At 46.6% G+C, this 19865-nt stretch carries 16 protein-coding genes, 1 tRNA gene and 1 pseudogene; 13 read left to right on the top strand and 5 right to left on the bottom strand.

The features are described from left to right. Nucleotides 1–8: 8 nt before the first annotated feature. From ACQRBJ_RS06230 to ACQRBJ_RS06205, 6 genes are all read left to right on the top strand, one after another. Nucleotides 9–1217 (top strand): PdxA family dehydrogenase, encoded by a 1209-nt coding sequence (locus tag ACQRBJ_RS06230; RefSeq protein ID WP_217760417.1) that lies wholly within the window; start codon nucleotides 9–11, stop codon nucleotides 1215–1217. 106 nt (nucleotides 1218–1323) lie between these two features. Further along, entirely contained in the window at nucleotides 1324–2664 is a 1341-nt protein-coding gene (locus tag ACQRBJ_RS06225) for a sigma-54-dependent transcriptional regulator (protein WP_295345850.1), read from the top strand. Continuing rightward, nucleotides 2661–3182: an LptE family protein gene (lptE, locus tag ACQRBJ_RS06220; protein WP_294969079.1), complete on the top strand. Its 522-nt coding sequence runs from the start codon at nucleotides 2661–2663 to the stop codon at nucleotides 3180–3182. The genes ACQRBJ_RS06225 and lptE overlap by 4 nt, the downstream gene beginning before the upstream one ends. Before the next feature lie 194 nt (nucleotides 3183–3376). Continuing rightward, complete coding sequence (locus ACQRBJ_RS06215; RefSeq protein WP_445303106.1) at nucleotides 3377–4183, top strand: tetratricopeptide repeat protein; 807 nt, start codon at nucleotides 3377–3379, stop codon at nucleotides 4181–4183. Between the two features lie 28 nt (nucleotides 4184–4211). Then, entirely contained in the window at nucleotides 4212–4616 is a 405-nt protein-coding gene (gene secG, locus ACQRBJ_RS06210) for a preprotein translocase subunit SecG (protein WP_153125770.1), read from the top strand. A gap of 183 nt (nucleotides 4617–4799) precedes the next feature. Beyond that, a tRNA-His gene (locus ACQRBJ_RS06205) sits at nucleotides 4800–4875 on the top strand. A gap of 198 nt (nucleotides 4876–5073) precedes the next feature. Here the strand turns inward: ACQRBJ_RS06205 and menB are convergent. From menB to ACQRBJ_RS06185, 4 genes are all read right to left on the bottom strand, one after another. Next, nucleotides 5074–5895 (bottom strand): 1,4-dihydroxy-2-naphthoyl-CoA synthase, encoded by an 822-nt coding sequence (gene menB / locus ACQRBJ_RS06200; protein ID WP_089545278.1) that lies wholly within the window; start codon nucleotides 5893–5895, stop codon nucleotides 5074–5076. A gap of 70 nt (nucleotides 5896–5965) precedes the next feature. Beyond that, nucleotides 5966–7744 carry a 2-succinyl-5-enolpyruvyl-6-hydroxy-3-cyclohexene-1-carboxylic-acid synthase gene (gene menD, locus ACQRBJ_RS06195; RefSeq protein WP_445303105.1) on the bottom strand — a complete coding sequence of 593 codons (1779 nt, stop codon included), beginning with the start codon at nucleotides 7742–7744 and terminating at the stop codon, nucleotides 5966–5968. Nucleotides 7745–7800: 56 nt separating this feature from the next. Continuing rightward, nucleotides 7801–8973, bottom strand: coding sequence for an isochorismate synthase (locus tag ACQRBJ_RS06190; RefSeq protein WP_445303104.1), 1173 nt, complete (start codon nucleotides 8971–8973; stop codon nucleotides 7801–7803). A gap of 3 nt (nucleotides 8974–8976) precedes the next feature. Beyond that, entirely contained in the window at nucleotides 8977–9429 is a 453-nt protein-coding gene (locus ACQRBJ_RS06185; protein WP_218415700.1) for a PaaI family thioesterase, read from the bottom strand. Between the two features lie 211 nt (nucleotides 9430–9640). Between ACQRBJ_RS06185 and ACQRBJ_RS06180 the strand changes: the two genes are divergently transcribed. The 7 genes and pseudogenes from ACQRBJ_RS06180 to ACQRBJ_RS06150 form a co-directional block, all read left to right on the top strand. Then, entirely contained in the window at nucleotides 9641–11923 is a 2283-nt protein-coding gene (locus tag ACQRBJ_RS06180) for an alpha-N-acetylglucosaminidase (RefSeq protein WP_445303103.1), read from the top strand. A gap of 45 nt (nucleotides 11924–11968) precedes the next feature. Then, nucleotides 11969–13051, top strand: a complete 1083-nt coding sequence (locus ACQRBJ_RS06175) for an acyltransferase family protein (protein ID WP_445303102.1) — start codon at nucleotides 11969–11971, stop codon at nucleotides 13049–13051. A gap of 131 nt (nucleotides 13052–13182) precedes the next feature. Next, the gene (gene lysS / locus ACQRBJ_RS06170) at nucleotides 13183–14913 is read left to right on the top strand and encodes a lysine--tRNA ligase (protein WP_445303101.1); all 1731 of its coding nucleotides are present in this window, start codon (nucleotides 13183–13185) and stop codon (nucleotides 14911–14913) included. A 139-nt stretch (nucleotides 14914–15052) separates the two neighbouring features. After that, entirely contained in the window at nucleotides 15053–16051 is a 999-nt protein-coding gene (locus ACQRBJ_RS06165) for an NAD(P)H-dependent glycerol-3-phosphate dehydrogenase (protein WP_294969100.1), read from the top strand. A gap of 8 nt (nucleotides 16052–16059) precedes the next feature. Then, nucleotides 16060–17418: a glucose-6-phosphate isomerase gene (locus tag ACQRBJ_RS06160; protein WP_295345841.1), complete on the top strand. Its 1359-nt coding sequence runs from the start codon at nucleotides 16060–16062 to the stop codon at nucleotides 17416–17418. 127 nt (nucleotides 17419–17545) lie between these two features. Beyond that, nucleotides 17546–18304, top strand: a complete 759-nt coding sequence (locus ACQRBJ_RS06155) for an HAD family hydrolase (RefSeq protein ID WP_445303100.1) — start codon at nucleotides 17546–17548, stop codon at nucleotides 18302–18304. Nucleotides 18305–18448: 144 nt separating this feature from the next. Further along, nucleotides 18449–18616: pseudogene (locus tag ACQRBJ_RS06150) on the top strand (L-fucose:H+ symporter permease); the annotation flags it as partial. Nucleotides 18617–18708: 92 nt separating this feature from the next. Here the strand turns inward: ACQRBJ_RS06150 and mnmA are convergent. Continuing rightward, complete coding sequence (gene mnmA, locus ACQRBJ_RS06145; protein WP_228117737.1) at nucleotides 18709–19845, bottom strand: tRNA 2-thiouridine(34) synthase MnmA; 1137 nt, start codon at nucleotides 19843–19845, stop codon at nucleotides 18709–18711. Between the last annotated feature and the right edge of the window lie 20 nt (nucleotides 19846–19865).

Raw genomic sequence — 19865 nt, 5'->3', positions numbered from 1 at the left:
ATACATCAATGGACAATAAGAAAATCAGAGTGGCTATCACTCACGGAGATACCAACGGTATCGGATATGAACTCATCTTTAAGACATTTGCTGAATCAGAGATGCTGGATTTCTGTACACCAATCATCTACGGTTCACCAAAGGTGGCAGCCTATTATCGCAAGGCGATGAACCTGCCAGCACAGTTTTCTATCATCCAGAAAGCAGAAGATGCAGAGGAAGGACGCATCAACCTGCTTGCAGCTGTAGATGAAGAGGTAAAGGTAGACATGGGTATGCCTACCACCGAATCGGGAGCAGCAGCTATCAAAGCGCTCGACAGAGCAATGACTGATTTCAGAGACAATCTCTATGATGTGCTAATCACAGCCCCTATCAATAACCAGAATGCCCAGATAGAAGGTTTCCCATTCAAGGGGCACAAGCATTATATCGAAACATGTCTTGGCGAAGGACAGGAAGCCCTTTCCATCCTCGTAGGTGGCAACCTTCGCATAGCATCAGTTACAGAGAAGACTCCATTCAAAAATGTAATAGCCGGAATCACCGAGGAACGCATTATCGAAAGAGTAAAGCTCATGCAACAAACCATCAAAAGAGATTTCCTCATCACCAACCCACGCATAGCAGTGCTTGCCCTCAATCCTCGCAGCAACGAAGAGGAAAGTTGCGGTAAGGAGGAGAGCGAAATCATCATTCCTGCTATTGACAAATTAGCAGAACAAGGCATTCAGGCTTTTGGTCCATACGCAGCAGATGAGTTCTTCGGTAAGGGATATTTTAGCGACTTTGACGGAATCATGGCCATGTATCATGACCAAGCCACTACCCCATTCCATTCTCTCTATACAGAGGATGGCGTCATCTACACTGCAGGTTTGCCTATCATCCATACAGCAGCCAACATGGCACCAAGTTACAGCATTGCAGGCTGCAATGAAGCTGACGAGTCATCGTTCCGCCAGGCAGTATTCCTGGCTATTGATGCTTTCCAGAACAGAAACAGCTATGATGAGGCAATAGAAAATCCACTTCCAAAACTCTATCACGAGAAGCGTGACGAGAGCGAAAAGGTAAGATTCTCTATCCCAAAGAAGGGCGGCAAACCATTCCCTCCAAAGAATGAAAAGAACTTTACACCTCGTCCAAAGAATGAAGGTCAGGAAGCTCCACAAGCTACAACTGAACCAGCTCAGCAAGTAGCTCCAGAAGCTTAATTTAAAGCAAAATATGATGCCCAAGAATAGGTAAACGTTAAAAAAGACCTATTTTTGGGCAATATATGCTGATATTTCAAAAAAAATGTGTAATTTTGGCAGCTAAATGGATACATCTGAACTACAGAAAATAAAACAACGCTACAATATCGTCGGAAATAGCGACGGATTGAATCATGCTCTCGATGTCGCCTTACAGGTGGCACCGACAGATCTTTCTGTGCTTATTATCGGAGAAAGTGGAGTTGGTAAGGAAATCATTCCGAGGGTGATCCATGACAACTCACCAAGAAGAAGAGAAAAGTATTTTGCCATCAACTGCGGAAGCATTCCTGAGGGCACTATAGACAGTGAGCTCTTTGGACATGAGAAGGGTTCCTTTACCGGAGCCATAGGAGAAAGCGAAGGCTACTTCGGAATAGCCAACAAGGGTACTATATTTCTTGACGAGGTGGGCGAACTGCCCATACAGACTCAGGCAAGACTGCTGAGAGTGCTGGAAACGGGCGAATATATCCGCGTAGGTGGAACAGAGATTCGCAAGACCAACGTACGAATCGTTGCTGCCACCAACGTCAACATGAGAAAGGCAATCAGCGAAGGAAGATTCCGCGAAGACTTGTATTACCGACTGAATACAATTCCTATCCAGATGCCTCCACTTCGCGAACGAGGAAATGACATCTTACTGTTGTTCCGCCTTTTCGCCATGCAAATGGCAGAGAAATACAATCTGCCAAAGATCAGCCTGACAGAAGATGCCAAGAAACTCATGCTGAAATATAAGTGGCCAGGCAACGTGAGACAGCTCAAGAACATTACCGAGCAAATGTCGGTATTAAGTCGTGAACGGGAAATTAACATGGAGACACTCATGCATTTTATCCCACGCGATGAAGAGACTACTCAACTTGCCACCATTCCACAGAGCAACAACACCTCGCACAGTTATGAAAACGAACGAGAATTTCTCTATAAGATTCTTTACGAACTAAGAGGAAACGTGAGTGACCTGCGAAGAGAGGTGGGATCATTGCGCAAGCAACTGGATGAAGCCCGTCAACTAAGAGGAGCAGAAGGATTCAGTAGTCCTACCTCTGTATCGAGCATGAGTCCAACAACCTATCCGGCAGAGTTTGAAAAAACACAGTCTATCACACCAGCAGAAGGAATGATGCGGCATGACACAGGAATCATCCAGCATGACACAGGAATCATCCGACATGAACCGGGAATCATCCGAGCTGACAAAATGGGACAATCGGAACCAGAAGAAATCGAGGCAGAAGAAATCAAAGAGAACGACTCACTGAATCTCGATGACTTGAGCAAACAAATGATAGAAAAGGCTCTGGAACGCAACAATGGCAATCGAAAGAAAGCCGCTGAGGAATTGGGTATATCAGACAGAACACTTTACCGGAAAATAAAGAAATATAAATTATGAAGCAATTACGCGCGTACATATATATATTAGGGATTTCATTGGTCATAGGCATCATGACTGCATGTTCCGTTAGCTACGGCTTCAACGGCGCCAGCATTGACTATACCCAGACCAAGACTATCCAAATAGCAGACTTCCCTATCAGAAGTTCATACGTTTGGGGACCAATGGGACCAATGTTCAACAACGAGCTGAAAGACAAATTTGCCAACAATACCCAGTTGCGACAGGTTTCCCGTAATGGCGACCTGAAGATTGAGGGTGAAATTACCCAATATTCACAGCGCAACAAGTCGGTATCTGCTGAAGGTTATTCTGCACAGACAGAATTGAGTATCACCGTCAATGTCCGTTTCACGAATAACAAGAAACATACCGAGGACTTCGAAAAGTCATTCACCTCTGCAAAGACCTACGATACCACACAAAGTTTAGCTTCTGTTCAGGAAGAACTGGTCACCCAGATGGTAAAAGACTTGGTAGACCAGATATTCAACGCTACAGTAGCTAACTGGTAAGGAAATAGTAAGTGAAGAACGAAGAGTGAAGAGTGAAGAATTCAACAGCTATACAAATCATAAAGTTCAAAGCTCAAAGTTCAAAGCTCAAAGTTCAAAGCTCAAAGTTCATAGCTCAAAGTTCATAGCTCAAAGTTCAAAGCTCAAAGTTCATAGCTCAAAGTTCATAGTAACCAAACATTAAATAGAAAAAAGTGGAATTAAGCAGATTGATACAACACCCAGAGGAGATGAACCGGGAGACGCTCTACGACTTGCGCGCCCTCTTGGCTCTATATCCCTATTATCAAACGGCTCGCCTCTTGATGTTGAAAAACCTGTACCTACTCCACGACCCTAGTTTCGACGAAGAGCTACGCCGTGCAGCCATCTACATAACAGACCGCAAGGTCATCTTCGAAATGGTTGAAGCAGCGCACTATCAGTTCAAGAAAGTAAACTATGGGGAAAAGAGCAAGGCTTATCCTACTCAAGGAGAAGCATCAAAAAGCAACTTGCACAATACATCTAAGGCAGACCGCACAAGCGACCTTATCGACAGTTTCCTAGGTTCTATACCAACAGATGCAGAAGAAAAAGAAGCTAAGAAAGAAAAGCGGAAGCCAACACCTGCAGATGCAGCTGTTGATTATGTAGCTTATCTGATGGAGACTGAAGATCAAGAAGAAGACGAGAAACCTTCAAGAACCATCAGTCTGATTGATGACTTCATGGAAGATGGAGGATTCAAATTGCCAAAGATACAGCAAGGAGAGGAATACAAGCCAGAATACACGCCTCAACTGGAAGATGACAAAGACAACGAGGAACAAACTGAAAATAGTGGTGTATTTACAGAAACCCTCGCCTGCATCTACATCAAACAGGGCAAGTATGAACGAGCTTATCAAATTATCGAGCGACTCTACAAGCAGCATCCACACAAGAGTGCCTACTATGTGGACCAGCTAAGATTTCTCGAGAAACTGATATTAAACGGAAATAATAAAAATAACAAATAAAAATAATAAATAAAACTAGTTTTTAAAAATGGCTTACACATTATTTGTAGTATTAATCGTCCTGGTAGCAATCATGATGATTTTCATCGTGCTCATCCAGGAATCAAAGGGAGGTGGACTTGCAAGTAACTTCTCATCAACAAACTCTATCATGGGCGTTCGTAAGACAACCGACATTATAGAGAAATTAACATGGGGTCTCGCTGGTGCCATGGTAGTTATCAGCATAGTTTGTGCTTATGTAGCGCCTCAGGCAGCTGGTGAAAGCAGCGTTATGGAAGGTGCAACTCAGGAGCAGACTGCTCTTCCTGCTATGCCAGGTGCTAGCAAGGATGCTGCAGCAGGTGCTCAGAAAGCAGCCCCAGCAGCTAATGGTGCAGCAGATGCACAGAAAGCAGCAACTCCAACTGTACCAGCTAGCCCTGCTAAGTAATAGCTTGTAAACTTATAAATAGCATTTTCCCATCAAAAAAACTGCAGTTTTAAGGGGAAATGCTATTTTTTTACAGAAAAATGAAGTTTTTCAGAAAAAAGTTTAGAAAAAATTTGGTGGATTCAAAAAAATGTAGTACCTTTGCACTCGCTTAAAAGAAATAACAATTAAGCAAGCTAACATGGTGGACGTAGTTCAGTTGGTTAGAGCGTCAGATTGTGGTTCTGAATGTCGTGGGTTCGAGTCCCACCTTCCACCCATAAAGCATTAAGATTGCCAATCTCTAGTATTAGAGGTTGGCTTTTTTATTTTCATCCATTTTTCATTTATCTTCATCTTCCCCCTATTGGTTTTCATCCAGCATCCATAGTGAAGGAAAAAAAATAAACCATACAAGATGACCGAAGGCATCCTATATGGTTTATATATCCTTATATTCGATTACTCACTCTGCCATTTACGGGAACTGAGGATAATCCTCAAAACGAGGCTTGCGCTTCTCCAGGAAAGCCTTGCCACCCTCCTGAGCCTCATCCATGGTATAATAGAGCATCGTTGCATCACCAGCCAACTCCTGAATACCAGCCTGACCATCCAACTCAGCATTCAAGCCAGCCTTGATCATACGGAGAGCCAAAGGAGAACGCTCCATCATGATTTCAGCCCATTCTACGCAGGTATCTTCCAACTGGTCGAGAGGAACCACCTTGTTGACCATTCCCATCTCTTCTGCCTCCTTCGCAGAATACTGCTTGCAGAGGAACCAGATTTCACGGGCCTTCTTCTGACCAACCATTCGTGCCAGATAAGAAGAACCGAAACCTGCATCGAAGCTTCCTACCTTAGGACCAGTCTGTCCGAAGATGGCATTCTCTGAAGCGATGGTCAAGTCGCACATCACATGAAGCACATGACCACCACCGATGGCATAACCGTTCACCATGGCGATAACAGGCTTTGGCAAACGACGAATCTGCATCTGTACATCAAGCACGTTGAGACGAGGCACACCATCGTTGCCAACATATCCACCTCTACCCTTCACATGCATATCTCCACCGGCACAGAAAGCCTTATCGCCAGCACCCGTCAGGATAACCACACGGATATCCAGACAGTCACGACAGTAGTTGAAAGCCTGCGCCATCTCCCAGGTAGTCAATGGAGTGAAGGCGTTGCGATAACGCTCACGATTGATGGTAATCTTAGCAATGTGATTATACTCCTCGAAGATGATTTCCTTGAAATCAAAACCTTCTATCTTTTTCCATTCTCTCATTTACTTTGAACTTTGATTATTGAACTTTGAACTTTATGATTACTTTCAGGTTACTTTCAGAAAGGATGGTTCATCCTTCTTTCTCTGATGATAACTCTAAACTATTATAATATTCATCCAGAACCTGATTATCTGTTTCCATATCCGTAAGAACCTCCAGAAGCATCGGTCTGCTTGACTCGGTATGGATGAGCCAATCGATGCCTTCACAGAGCGACTTCATATCATCAGCATTCTGATAGGCTACATCTTGTGCCAGACAGATGTGATAAGCAGAAGTGCAATGCTCAGCCATCACCAGTTTCTCGCGTGCAGCACTTTCCTTCAATCCCTTGAACTTGGCAAAGATGGCTCCGCCGCCATTATTCAAGAGCAAGATGCGAAGACTGCCATTGAGATTCTGATTCCAGAGGGCATTCTGATCGTAGAAGAAACTCAGGTCGCCCAACACGCAGAAAACCTTCTGCTGGCTCCTGGCATCAGGATGATGATATTCCGAAAGATAGATAGACAAGCCCGCAGCTACAGATAGCGAACCCTCGATACCATTCACCCCCCGATTGCAATGCACATACTGGCGGGCATAAATGCAAGCCAGACGAATAGCCATGCTATTGCCATAAAAGAGACGGCACTCACGAGTATCATCCAGTGAATGAGCCAGAAACTCGGTCTGAAAAGCCTTCACCGCAGCCATACTGCTGAAGGATGGTTCATAATCGAAAGCATGACGCTTAGCCGCCCACAGTGCTTTTTCCCAACGTTCCTTATACGCATCCACTTCTTCCCGATAAACCTGATCATAAGAGGTCATGGCATCCGCCAGCAGTGTGGTATCGCATTGGAAGATACGGTCAATACGCATAAAGGTATCGATGTAATCACCATCGGTGCTTGCCCGCCACACCTTAGCACCTTTCTTCACGGCAAGGCGAAGGAACAGCTTGAGGCGCTTGCTCACCAGGGTGCCTCCTACATAGAGAATAAAATCGGGCATATAATCCCCGTTATCTCCCACATTATTCAGCACTTCATCGAAATTGGTAACCAGGAGATTGCTGGAAAATTCCCGGCATGCAGGATCCTCGCTTGACGTGCCTAAAGCCGTCGGTTCGATGAGCGTAACTGCCCACGAATCAATCTGCTTGATACCGTAAAGCTGACTGCATGGATAATCCTGTCCCACCACGATCATCGGCTTTCTGGCATTCAGAAAATCAAGCATATCACCGTAATGGAAACTGCCGCCAAAGAGATTGGTCTTCACGTAATCCACCCAATGAGTTTTCGGCAGCTTGTCTACCGTAAACTGATAGAGAGGTTCAGAAAGCTGGATATTGATATGTACCGGACCTATCTTGCGGTGCACGCAGTCGATGACCGCTTCATGCACCAACCGTTCACAATACCAAGCCTGCTCCTCGTTGGATACGATTGGAAGATTCACACTTCTGTTCACCATCGTACCGAATACATGAGCCTGCGGCAGGGTCTGTCCATCCTGCTGGCCTATCCAAGCCTCCGGTCTATCTGCCGAAATTATGATGATTGGCAACTTCTGATAATAAGCCTCACAGACTGCCGGATAGAGATTGAGCAATGCAGAGCCGGAAGTAACACAGACCGCTACCGGATCCGGACACGGTGACGGATTACCCAAGGCAATACCCATAGCCACAAATCCCGCACTGCGTTCATCGGTGACTGGATAGCAGGTAATGCCATCCATCTCATTAAGATTATGTACGATGGGCGCATTACGACTTCCAGGACAAACCACTACTCTTCTCACACCATGAGATGCGAGAACAGCCGTCAGGATATTGACATTATCGATATTACTAAACACGAAAACTAATTTATAATATATAATTTACAATTAATAATTAACAATTGCCAATTCTGCTAAAGCAAAACCCGTCTGATTGTCTGCATTTTAGCTTCAGTTTCCTTCCACTCCTTTTCCATCTCGCTCTCCTTGAGCAATCCGCCACCGGCATATAGTTCACAGATGCCATCCTGCAAGATGTTCATGCAGCGGAGAGAAACGAAGAGATGAGTCTTTCCCTGCGAAGAAATCGGACCGACAAAACCGCTATAGTATTTACGGGAATGAAGCTCATGCTGCAATATGAACCGGCGAGCCGCATCCTTTGGGATACCACAGACTGCAGGCGTAGGATACAAAGCATTGATCACATCCCCCAACCTGCCTTTATCCAGCAATCTGAAAGAGATATCGGTACGGAGATGATAAAGATTGGCAGCCATCGTGGTATACGGACCTTTCAGTGTGTAATCCCCAGCAAAGCCCTTGATGCAGTCTTCGATATAATCCGTAACATACTGCTGCTCTTCCCTGTTCTTCTCCGACCATTCCACGCCCTCTACCGGATAATCAGCAATGGTTCGGGAAGGCTCCGCCTTTTGCGTACCTGCCAAAGACATCGTCTGATACTCATCTCCCTCCCCCTTGAGCAAGATTTCCGGAGTTGCCATCAGCCACATACCCGATTGGGAAGTATAAACCAAGGCTACGAAAAGACGAGGATACATACGGCAGGTTTTCAGGAAAAGCGCCTTTAAAGACGCAACATCCTGAGCATCAACACTATCTATTTTTTTTATTCTGATTTTATCACTCACCAGAGAAACTTTTCTTGCCAAAACAATCTTGCTGAATGTCTCTTCGGATAACTGCTGATGAAAGCATTCAAACTCTCTGGCGTAGGCCTCAAAATTACGTCCCGACGTAGCGTTTACTGCGTCCCGATGCAGTTCTGGCTGCGTCCCGACGTATGAAGAGCTACGTCGGGATGCATTTTCAGCCCCATCGGGAGAGGATTGCGGAGCCTTCTCTCCAGGGCCATTTTCGTTCCCCACAGCAATCAGTTTGCTTTCATCAGGATGAATCAAAAGCACAGGACAATCGCTGGATGGCGAGAAAGGAGCTATTACAAACCCCTCCTTACCATTCAGTTCTGCCACAGAGAAGAGAACTTCCGGCTCACCCTCATGCTGCACCACATAATGAGCGTGATGCAGATAAGGCAAACGATAGTATGCAAATGCCGTCATACTTTATTCTTCTGTCTTATTAGATTCCTCCATCTTAGTATCTTTCTTCTTAGGAGTAAACACATAGTTGGTTACCTGTACGGTGCAGATCAACTCATCAGCAGTGTTTTTGATTGCAACTTCCCAAGTATGCAGGGTCCTGCCTTTGTGAACCAGCTTGGCATATGCAGTAACCGTATCTCCCTCGCTCACTGCTAGTACATGAGTGCCACTCACATTGATGCCCACAGCTATCTGACCAGGGCAGAGAGCCAAGGAGCCGATACCAGCCACATTTTCCGCCAGTGCCAGAGAAGCACCCCCACTCAGGAATCCGAATGGCTGGCGATTACGCTCATCCACTTTCATCGTAGCCTGAAGCGTATCAGGCTCAGGAGTTGAGATAAAATGCATGCCGAGGGTTTTAGAAAGTCCATCGGTCTTACTTATTCTTTTTACTACTTCGTCTATGTTCATCCTTATCAAAATTTAAAGTTGGTTGTTTAGGGGGGATAAGAGCAAACGGATGTCCAACTCACTCCTCACCTCATTTTCTTGCAAAATTAATGCAAATAAAAGACAAAACAAAATAAATAAGCCTTTTTTATACTTTTAAACACTTTTACTTGGTATGAACCGCATTTTTTTACTATCTTTGCAGCATATTGAAACAACAACAAACGATTTTATGAAAAAATTACTCCTAGGACTATTATGTACTATTACTTTTGGTGCATACGCAAATCCGGCAGACGATCTTCTGAATCGCATAGACAAGGGAGCTGCTGCCAAGTTCAAGACAATACTTGTCAAGTCTGACAAAGATTTCTTCGAGATAGACCAAGCTAGAAGCGGAAAGAATGCAACAGCATCCCAATCTGCCGGTAGAAACAATCCCATCATCATCCGGGGCAACTCCTGGGTGAATATTGCCGTGGGCATCAACTGGTATCTGAAGCATTATGCCGGCATCCATATCACATGGAACAGCATGAACACCAAACTGCCAGCAGAACTGCCAGCCGTCAAGCAGAAGGAGCGCCACGAGACCGACCTCAAACTGCGCTACGATTTCAACTACTGTACCTTCTCCTACACGATGGCTTTCTGGGACTGGAACCGATGGCAGAAAGAAATCGACTGGATGGCATTGCATGGCATCAACATGCCGCTGGCTGCCGTGGGCACGGAATGCGTATGGCGCAATATGCTTCTGAAACTCGGTTATTCTGAGGAAGAAGTGGGCAAGTTCATCGCCGGACCAGCCTTTCTTGCCTGGTGGGAGATGAACAATCTGGAAGGCTGGGGAGGTCCGTTGCCGCAGAACTGGTATAAGCAGCAGGAAACCCTGCAGAAAAAGATTCTTGCCAGAATGAAGGAGATGGGCATGAAACCAGTCTTACCGGGCTATTGCGGAATGGTGCCTCACGATGCCAAAAAGAGACTGGGACTGAACGTGACGGATGCCGGCAAATGGAACGGTTACCAGCGTCCTGCCAACCTCTCTCCTACCGATAGCAGATTTACAGAAATCGCCGATCTATATTATAAGGAACTGACCAAGCTCTACGGAAAATCTGATTTCTACTCGATGGATCCTTTCCATGAGAGTGGAGATGATGCTGCCGTAGATTATGCCAAGGCTGGACAGGCGCTGATGAGTGCGATGAAGCGTGCCAACCCAAAAGCTGTCTGGGTGGTTCAGGGATGGAACGAGAACCCTCGTCCTCAGATGATAGAAGACTTAAAGGTTGGCGATATTCTGGTACTCGACCTCTTCTCAGAATGCCGACCGATGTTTGGCGGTCCTAGCATTCTGAAGCGGGATGGCGGTTACGGCAAGCATCAGTGGCTCTTCTGTATGCTCGAGAACTTCGGAGGCAATGTGGGACTGCATGGAAGAATGGACCAGCTGCTGAACAACTTCTATCTGGCAACAGGAAAAAAGGGAGAAAGCAATCATAATCGTGAAACGCTCAAGGGTTGGGGCTTCACGATGGAAGGTTCGGAAAACAACCCGGTGATGTTTGAGCTGATGAGCGAACTGCCTTGGCGTGCCGAGAAGACTACCAAGGAAGACTGGCTCAAGGAATACTGCTATGCCCGCTATGGTGTGCACGATGCAACCATCGAGAAGGCATGGGCACTCCTGGCGCAGAGCATCTACAACTGTCCGGTGGGCAACAACCAGCAGGGTACTCACGAGAGCATCTTCTGCGGTCGCCCTTCGCTCAACAACTTCCAGGTATCCAGCTGGTCGAAGATGCGCAACTATTACGACCCCGAAGATACCCGACAGGCAGCCATTCTCTTTGCCAGTGTAGCAGACAAATACCGTGGCAACAACAACTATGAGTACGACCTGGTAGATATCTGCCGACAAGCTCTCGCCGACCAGGGACGCAAACAGTACTGGAAGACCATCGCCGACTATCAATCATTTTCCCGCAAGGAGTTTGACAAGGATGCCGACCGTTTTCTGAAGATGATTCTGCTGCAGGACAAGCTGCTCGCCACCCGTCCGGAATTCCGTCTGGGACACTGGATAGAGGAAGCACGCAACCTGGGCAAGACCGCTGAAGAGAAAGACCTCTACGAATGGAATGCCCGCGTACAGATTACCACGTGGGGCAACCGCGTCTGTGCTGATGATGGCGGTTTGCGAGATTACGGACATAAGGAATGGCAAGGATTGCTGAAGGACTTCTACTACAAGCGCTGGAGTACCTATATGAAAGCCCTCGCCGACCAGATGGCGGCTTGCACGAACATCGATTACGAGGCTTTGGGCAGTGGCAAGAATGCTGGCAAGACATCCGCAGAACTCTTCCAACTGGCATTGCCTAGTGCTCCGAAAATCGACTGGTATGCGCTGGAGGAGCCTTGGACCCTGCAGAAGAACCCATACTCATCGAAGCCAGAGGGAAATCCTGCAGACATCGCCAAGGAAGTCATTCATTTCATCAAGTAATTCATGATATCCATCAGATAAATCATGATATTCATCAAGTAAAATATGAACAGATTAAAATCACTCGACGTGATGCGGGGACTCACCGTAGCCCTCATGATATTAGTAAACAATGGCGGGGAGCATAACTACAGTTTCCTGGAGCATAGCAAGTGGAATGGACTCACCCCATGCGATCTGGTCTTTCCCTTCTTCCTCTTCATGATGGGAATGTCCACCTTTCTATCCCTGAAGAAGACTGAGTTCAAGCCTTCTGCCGCCATCTACAGAAAGATTGCCAAGCGAACCATCCTGCTCTTCCTCATCGGTCTGGGCATCAACTGGTTTGACATGATATGCAATGGAGGTGGGCTAGACTTTGCCCACCTCAGAATCTGGGCTGTCCTGCAGCGCATAGCCATCTGCTACGGAGTCGTGGCCCTGCTCGCCATCACCCTGAACCATCGCTATTTCATCCATACCATCATCGGATTACTCGTAGTTTATATGGGCATTCTGGTGTTTGGCAATGGCTATGCATACGATGCATCCACCAATATCCTGGCACAGGTAGACCGCAGCATTTTCGGCATCAACCATCTCTATCAAAGAAGTCCGGTAGACCCGGAAGGATTACTGAGCACGATTCCATCCATCGCCCATACGATGATAGGATTCCTCTGCTGCAAGTACATTTCCGTAGCAGGTCAGACCGTAGATTCGAAGATCAAGGTATTGAAGGTGGCAGGTCTAGTGATGGTAGCTCTAGGCTTCGGACTCTCCCTGATTGGTTTCGGCATCAACAAGCGCATCTGGAGTCCCAGCTACGTATTCGTAACCTGCGGATTCGCCTCCTGGATATTGGGCATCCTGTTGCAGTTTATCGACAACAAGCCGAGCAGCAAGGACAACATCCTGACCAAGGGTCTGCTTGCCTTTGGCATGAATCCGCTTTTTCTCTATGTGATGAGCGAGGCACTTGCCATCCTCTTTGGAAGTTTTGACATCAAGGCAGAGATTTTCATTGGCATCCAGAGCGTCATCAGCGATGAGTATGTAGCATCGCTCACCTACGCCCTCTTCTTTGTAGCTATCCACGCAGCAATGGGTATCTGGATGTATCACCGAAAAATCTTCATCAAACTATAGGCTTGCGCAACATTTGCATAGATAAATTACCTTATTGTATTAAAAAGCATAAAAATAGGGCAAGAGTTCGAAAAATTATTTGTATTTTTGCACCAACAAAAAGAAAACAAATAGATATATCTAAATAAAGTATGAACATTTTAGAGTTAAGCGAACAGGAAATCGTTCGCAGACAAAGTCTTCAGACATTGCGCGAGATGGGCATCGACCCATACCCAGCAGCAGAGTTTTCAACCAATGCATTCAGCACTGACATCAAAGCTGAGTTTAAGGACGAGGACGAGCCACGCCAGGTAGTTATCGCTGGCCGTATGATGGGTCGCCGCGTAATGGGTAAAGCCAGTTTCGCTGAGTTGCAGGACTCAAAGGGAAGAATCCAGGTTTACATCGCCCGCGACGAGATTTGTCCAGACGAGAACAAGGACCTTTACAATACAGTATTCAAGAAGCTTCTCGATATCGGTGACTTCATCGGTGTAAAGGGTTTCGTATTCCGCACACAGACTGGCGAAATTTCAGTTCACGCCAAGGAGTTGTGCCTGCTCTCCAAGAGCTTGAAGCCACTCCCAATCGTGAAGTACAAGGATGGTGTGGCTTACGACAAGTTCGACGACCCAGAGTTGCGTTACCGTCAGCGCTACGTTGACCTCATCGTAAACGATGGTGTGAAGGAAACCTTCCTGCAGCGTGCCACTGTGCTCCGCACTCTCCGCAGCGTACTTGACAACGCTGGTTATACAGAGGTAGAGACTCCTACCCTGCAGAGCATTGCCGGTGGTGCTTCAGCCCGTCCATTCATCACCCACTTCAACGCACTCGATCAGGATATGTACATGCGTATCGCTACCGAGCTTTATCTGAAGCGCCTCATCGTAGGTGGTTTCGAGGGTGTTTATGAAATCGGCAAGAACTTCCGCAACGAGGGTATGGACCGCAACCACAACCCTGAGTTTACCTGTATGGAGCTTTATGTTCAGTACAAGGACTACAACTGGATGATGGCTTTCACAGAGCAGTTGCTCGAAACCATCTGTATCGCCGTAAACGGCAAGCCAGAGCGCGAGATTGATGGCAACATCATCAGCTTCAAGGCTCCATATCGCCGTCTGCCTATCCTCGATGCAATCAAGGAAAAGACCGGTTTCGACTGCAACGGCAAGACCGAGGAAGAGATCCGCGCATTCTGCAAGGAGAAGGGCATGGACGTAGATGAGACTATGGGTAAGGGTAAGTTGATTGATGAGCTCTTCGGTGAGTTCTGCGAGGGTACATTCCTCCAGCCAACCTTCATCACCGACTATCCTGTAGAGATGTCTCCATTGACCAAGATGCACCGTTCAAAGCCAGGCTTGACCGAGCGTTTCGAGTTGATGGTAAACGGTAAGGAGCTTGCCAATGCATACTCTGAGCTCAACGACCCAATCGACCAGGAAGAGCGTTTCATCGACCAGATGAAGCTTGCCGACAAGGGTGATGATGAGGCAATGATCATCGATCAGGACTTTCTCCGTGCCCTCCAGTACGGTATGCCTCCAACATCAGGTATCGGTATCGGTATCGACCGCTTAGTCATGTTGATGACCGGCAAGACCTTCATCCAGGAAGTACTGTTCTTCCCACAGATGAAACCAGAGAAGAAGATGCCACAGAGCACCATCAAGGAATGGGCAGAGATTGGCGTGCCAGAGGATTGGGCATACGTGCTCCGCAAGGCAGGTTTCAACCTCATCTCTGATATCCGTGAAGAGAAAGCACAAGGCTTGCAGCAGAAGATTGGAGAAATCAACAAGAAGTACAAGCTCGGCTACGAGAAGCCTTCTGTTGATGACATCCAGGGCTGGATTGATGCAGCAAATGCTTAATTGATAATGCATAATTAATAATGTATAATTAATAAAGAGTTCCGGCTTTTTATTAGTTATACATTATATCTACAAACAAAGGCGAAAGCCTCATTATACATTATTAATTATTAATTTTTAATTTATAAATTCATTCGAAGTGTATAACTGCGGTAAAATAGCGATTATTGGCGGCGGTAGCTGGGCTACGGCAATAGCCAAGATTGTGGTGGGGCATACTCATCACATAGGCTGGTATATGCGTCGCAATGACCGCATCGAAGACTTCAAGCGCATGGGGCATAACCCAGCCTATCTGATGTCGGCACGATTCAACGTAGATGAGATTTTCTTCTCTTCCGATATCAACAAGATAGTGCAGAACTACGATACGCTCGTATTCGTAACCCCATCGCCATACCTCAAGAATCATCTCAAGAAACTCAAGACTCGCATCAGCGACAAGTTTATTATCACAGCCATCAAGGGTATTGTGCCAGATGAGAACCTCGTTTGCTCAGAATATTTCCATCAGGTATACGATGTTCCTTACGAGAATCTGGCATGTATCGGTGGACCTTCTCATGCCGAAGAGGTAGCGCTGGAACGATTGAGCTATCTCACAGTGGGCTGCAGTGATACAGACAAGGCGCGTGCCTTTGCCAACGACTGTCTGGCAAGCGAGTTTATCAAGACCAAGACTTCGAGCGACGTGGTTGGTATCGAATACTCTTCGGTGCTGAAAAACGTATATGCCATTGCTGCAGGTATCTGTGGCGGTTTGAAGTATGGAGACAATTTCCAGGCGGTACTCATGTCAAACGCTGTTCAGGAGATGCATCGCTTCCTTACAGCCGTCCACCCTATCGAACGTAGTATGTACGACTCGGTATATCTGGGCGACCTGCTCGTGACGGGTTACAGCAACTTCTCCCGCAACCGTACCTTCGGAACCATGATTGGTAAAGGCTACAGCGTGAAGAGTGCGCAGATAGAGATGGAGATGATTGCCGAGGGATACTTTGGTACGAAGTGTATGAAGGAAATCAATCGCCACATGCACGTCAACATGCCAATCCTCGATGCCGTATATAATATATTGTATGAACGCATCAGTCCACAAATAGAGATAAAACTTTTAACAGATTCATTTAGATAAATGGTAAAATGAAAAGTATCAGCTTAAACATTACAAAGGCTGCATCATTCCTCGCTGAGGGTGCAGTAAAGGCTTACGAGCCTAAGGTAAAGGCCGCTCAGGAAGCTCTTGAGAACGGCACTTGTGAAGGTAACGATTTCCTGGGATGGTTGCATTTGCCATCTTCTATCACTCCTGAGTTCCTCGATGAGATTCAGTCTGTTGCCAACACATTGCGTGAGAAGTGTGAGGTTGTTGTTGTTGCAGGTATCGGTGGTAGCTACCTCGGTGCTCGCGCCGTTATCGAAGGCCTCGGTAACTCTTTTGCTTGGCTCCTAAACGACAAGAAGAACCCTACTATCCTCTTCGCAGGTAACAATATCGGTGAGGACTACCTCTTCGAGTTGACTTCTTACTTGAAGGACAAGAAGTTTGGTGTTATCAACATCTCTAAGTCTGGTACCACAACTGAGACAGCTCTTGCTTTCCGTCTTTTGAAGAAGCAGTGCGAGGATCAGCGTGGCAAGGACGAGGCTAAGGATGTTATCGTAGCCGTTACCGACGCTAAGAAGGGTGCTGCCCGCACTTGCGCTGACAAGGAGGGTTACAAGAGTTTCATCATCCCAGACAACGTGGGTGGTCGCTTCTCTGTCTTGACTCCAGTAGGTCTGTTGCCTATCGCAGTAGCTGGTTTCGATGTAAAGCAGCTCGTTGCCGGTGCAGCTGAAATGGAGAAGGCTTGCGGCAAGGACGTAGCTTTCGAGGAGAACCCTGCTGCCATCTATGCAGCTACACGTCAGGCTCTCTACACTCAGGCTGGCAAGAAGATTGAGATTGTATGCAACTTCCAGCCAAAGCTTCACTACTTTGCTGAGTGGTGGAAGCAGCTCTATGGTGAGAGCGAGGGTAAGGACCAGAAGGGTATCTTCCCAGCAGCTTGCGACTTCACTACCGACCTTCACTCTATGGGTCAGTGGATTCAGCAGGGCGAGCGCTCTATCTTCGAGACTGTTATCAGCGTAGAGACTCCTAACGAGAAGCTGCTCTTCCCACACGACGATGAGAACCTCGACGGTTTGAACTTCCTCGAGGGCAAGCGTGTTGATGAGGTTAACAAGATGGCTGAGCTCGGTACACGTCTGGCTCACGTTGACGGTGGTGTTCCTAACATCCTGGTTAACGTGCCTGAGTTGAACGCTTACTACCTTGGTCAGCTGATCTACTTCTTCGAGAAGGCTTGCGGTATCAGCGGTCTCTTGGAAGAGGTGAACCCATTCAACCAGCCAGGTGTTGAGGCTTACAAGAAGAACATGTTCGCATTGCTCAACAAGCCAGGTTATGAGGCAGAGAGCAAGGCTATCCAGGAGCGTCTGGCTAACGAGAAATAATATATATTTTAGGAGTTAAAGGAGTTAAGACAAATGCTTTTCTCCTAGAAAAACAGAGAGAGGACATAAGATTATAAACTATTGTCTTAACTCCTCAACTTCTTTAACTCCTTAACTCCTTCAAATTATGAAAGATATTATTTCAAAATACTTAAAAGACCACGGCTTTGGGGAATTCAACCCTAAAGCCGTTCTTTTTGATATGGATGGCGTATTATATAATAGTATGCCCAATCATGCCGTGGCATGGCAGGAGTCAATGAAGCAGTTCGATATCCACATGACTGCCGCCGATGCCTATGCCACCGAGGGAGCCCGAGGCATCGATACCATCCAGATGATGGTGAAGAAGCAGAAAGGTATCGACATCTCCCTGGATGAAGCGCAGAAGATGTATGATGTGAAGACCGACATCTTCCATTCCATGCCAACCGCCGAGATATTCCCTGGCGTGAAGGAAATCATGCAGAAGATCAAGGATGCAGGAATGCAGGTGGGAGTAGTTACCGGTAGCGGTCAGCGCCCACTCATCCTGAGACTCCTCAACGACTTCGGCGAATACCTAGACGAAGCGCATATCGTAACCGCATACGATGTGAAGCGCGGCAAGCCAAATCCTGATCCATACCTGATGGGATTGCAGAAGGCTGGCGACTTGAAACCATGGGAAGGTATCGTGGTAGAGAATGCTCCATTGGGCGTGCGTGCCGGTGTAGCTGCCAACATCTTCACAGTGGCTATCAATAGCGGTCCATTGCCAGATAAGGAACTCGCTGATAAAGGTAGCAATCTGCTCTATCATCAGATGACCGAGTTCTGCGCAGAATTTGAGCAACTCATATCTACAGCCAAACAGATTGCTGCAGGCTATACTCCAAACGTGTAAGTAACCCAATTACTTACACGTTTTTCTTTTATAAAAATAAAAACAAATAAACACAAAAAAATATAACGACCATAACAATGATGTTTTTTATCACTATCTTTGAAGGCAACTACCTGGTATCCAGCTAACCGTGACTACTTCCGTGGCGGCGGTGTCCTGCCACCTTTGCAGGCATCCATCATCGACATGCATACCGTATTCGGAATGCCATCCACCAACGTATCGTTCATCCTCCCATTCATCTGTTTCGTGGTGATTGCCATCTACGGATTCCGCACCAAGTTGCGTAGCATAGGAAAGTTATTGGGTTAATTCTTTCAATAAACAACAAAAAAAGCTGTGTTCATCTACGGATAAACACAGCTTTTTTTGAATTATGTTAAGTGATTTATAACCCATAAAACCTAGATGGTGATTTCTCCCGAACCGTAGCAGCGATGATGATTTTCATCATAAACTACGCAGAATTGGCCTGGAGCTACACCATGAATTGCCTCTTCAGAATGAATCATCCATCTGCCATCATCGAGTTTTTCGATAGTAGCAGGATGATACTCCGGTGTATGTCGAATCTTGAAGGTTACCTTCTGCATCGCCACTTCCCTGGTAAGGAAATGGAAGTCCTGCAATGGGAAATCCTTCTTATAAGCCGTCTGAGGGTCATAACCATGACTTACATACAGAATATTGTTCTCCACATCCTTCTTGATGACGAACCAAGGACCGCCACCAAAGCCCAATCCCTTGCGCTGACCGATGGTATGGAACCACAATCCCTTATGTTCGCCAATGCGCTTTCCGGTCTCCATCTCAATCACATCGCCAGAGTTCTCGCCCAGATATCTGCGGATGTAATCATTATAGTTAATCTGCCCCAGAAAGCAGATTCCTTGACTATCTTTGCGCTTGGCATTGATGAGATGTTCCTCTTCTGCTATTTCACGAATTTCATTTTTGATGTGATGACCGATAGGGAAAATCGCTTTTTTCAATTGCCAGCTCTCTATCTGAGCCAGAAAATCGGTCTGATCCTTTACGGGGTCAGGACTCGTAACAAGCCATTTATCGCCATTTTCGTCTGTTTCAGTCTGCGCATAATGGCCGGTTGCGATGAGATCATAGTGATGCCCCATCTTCTCATCGAACGCACCGAACTTGATGAGTCTGTTGCACATCACATCAGGATTTGGAGTGAATCCCGCCTTCACCTTGTCCATGGTATAGCGGGTCACCTCGTTCCAGTATTCCTGATGACAGTCAACAACTTCCAGCTTACAGCCATACTTTCGAGCCACGGCAGTAGCCATCTCCAGGTCTTCCTCAGAGGAACAGTCCCATTCCTCCTTCTCTTCCGGGCCAATCTTGATATAGAAGCAGTCAGGATGCAAGCCCAGTCGGGCAAACTCCCAGACCACCACCGAACTATCCACGCCACCCGAAAGCAGCACAGCCACCCGCTTGTCCTTTACCTCGGCAAGGAAGTGCTCATCTCTGGTCTCCAATTCTTTCTCTCTTGGAGTATCTGTCAATATATTATCCATTTTCTATTCACTATTATTCA

This window comes from Prevotella sp. SGI.167 (assembly GCF_050313615.1).
Lineage (GTDB): Bacteria > Bacteroidota > Bacteroidia > Bacteroidales > Bacteroidaceae > Prevotella.
The sequence above is the reverse complement of the archived record's forward strand: the minus strand, read 5'-3'. Positions and strand labels throughout refer to the sequence as shown.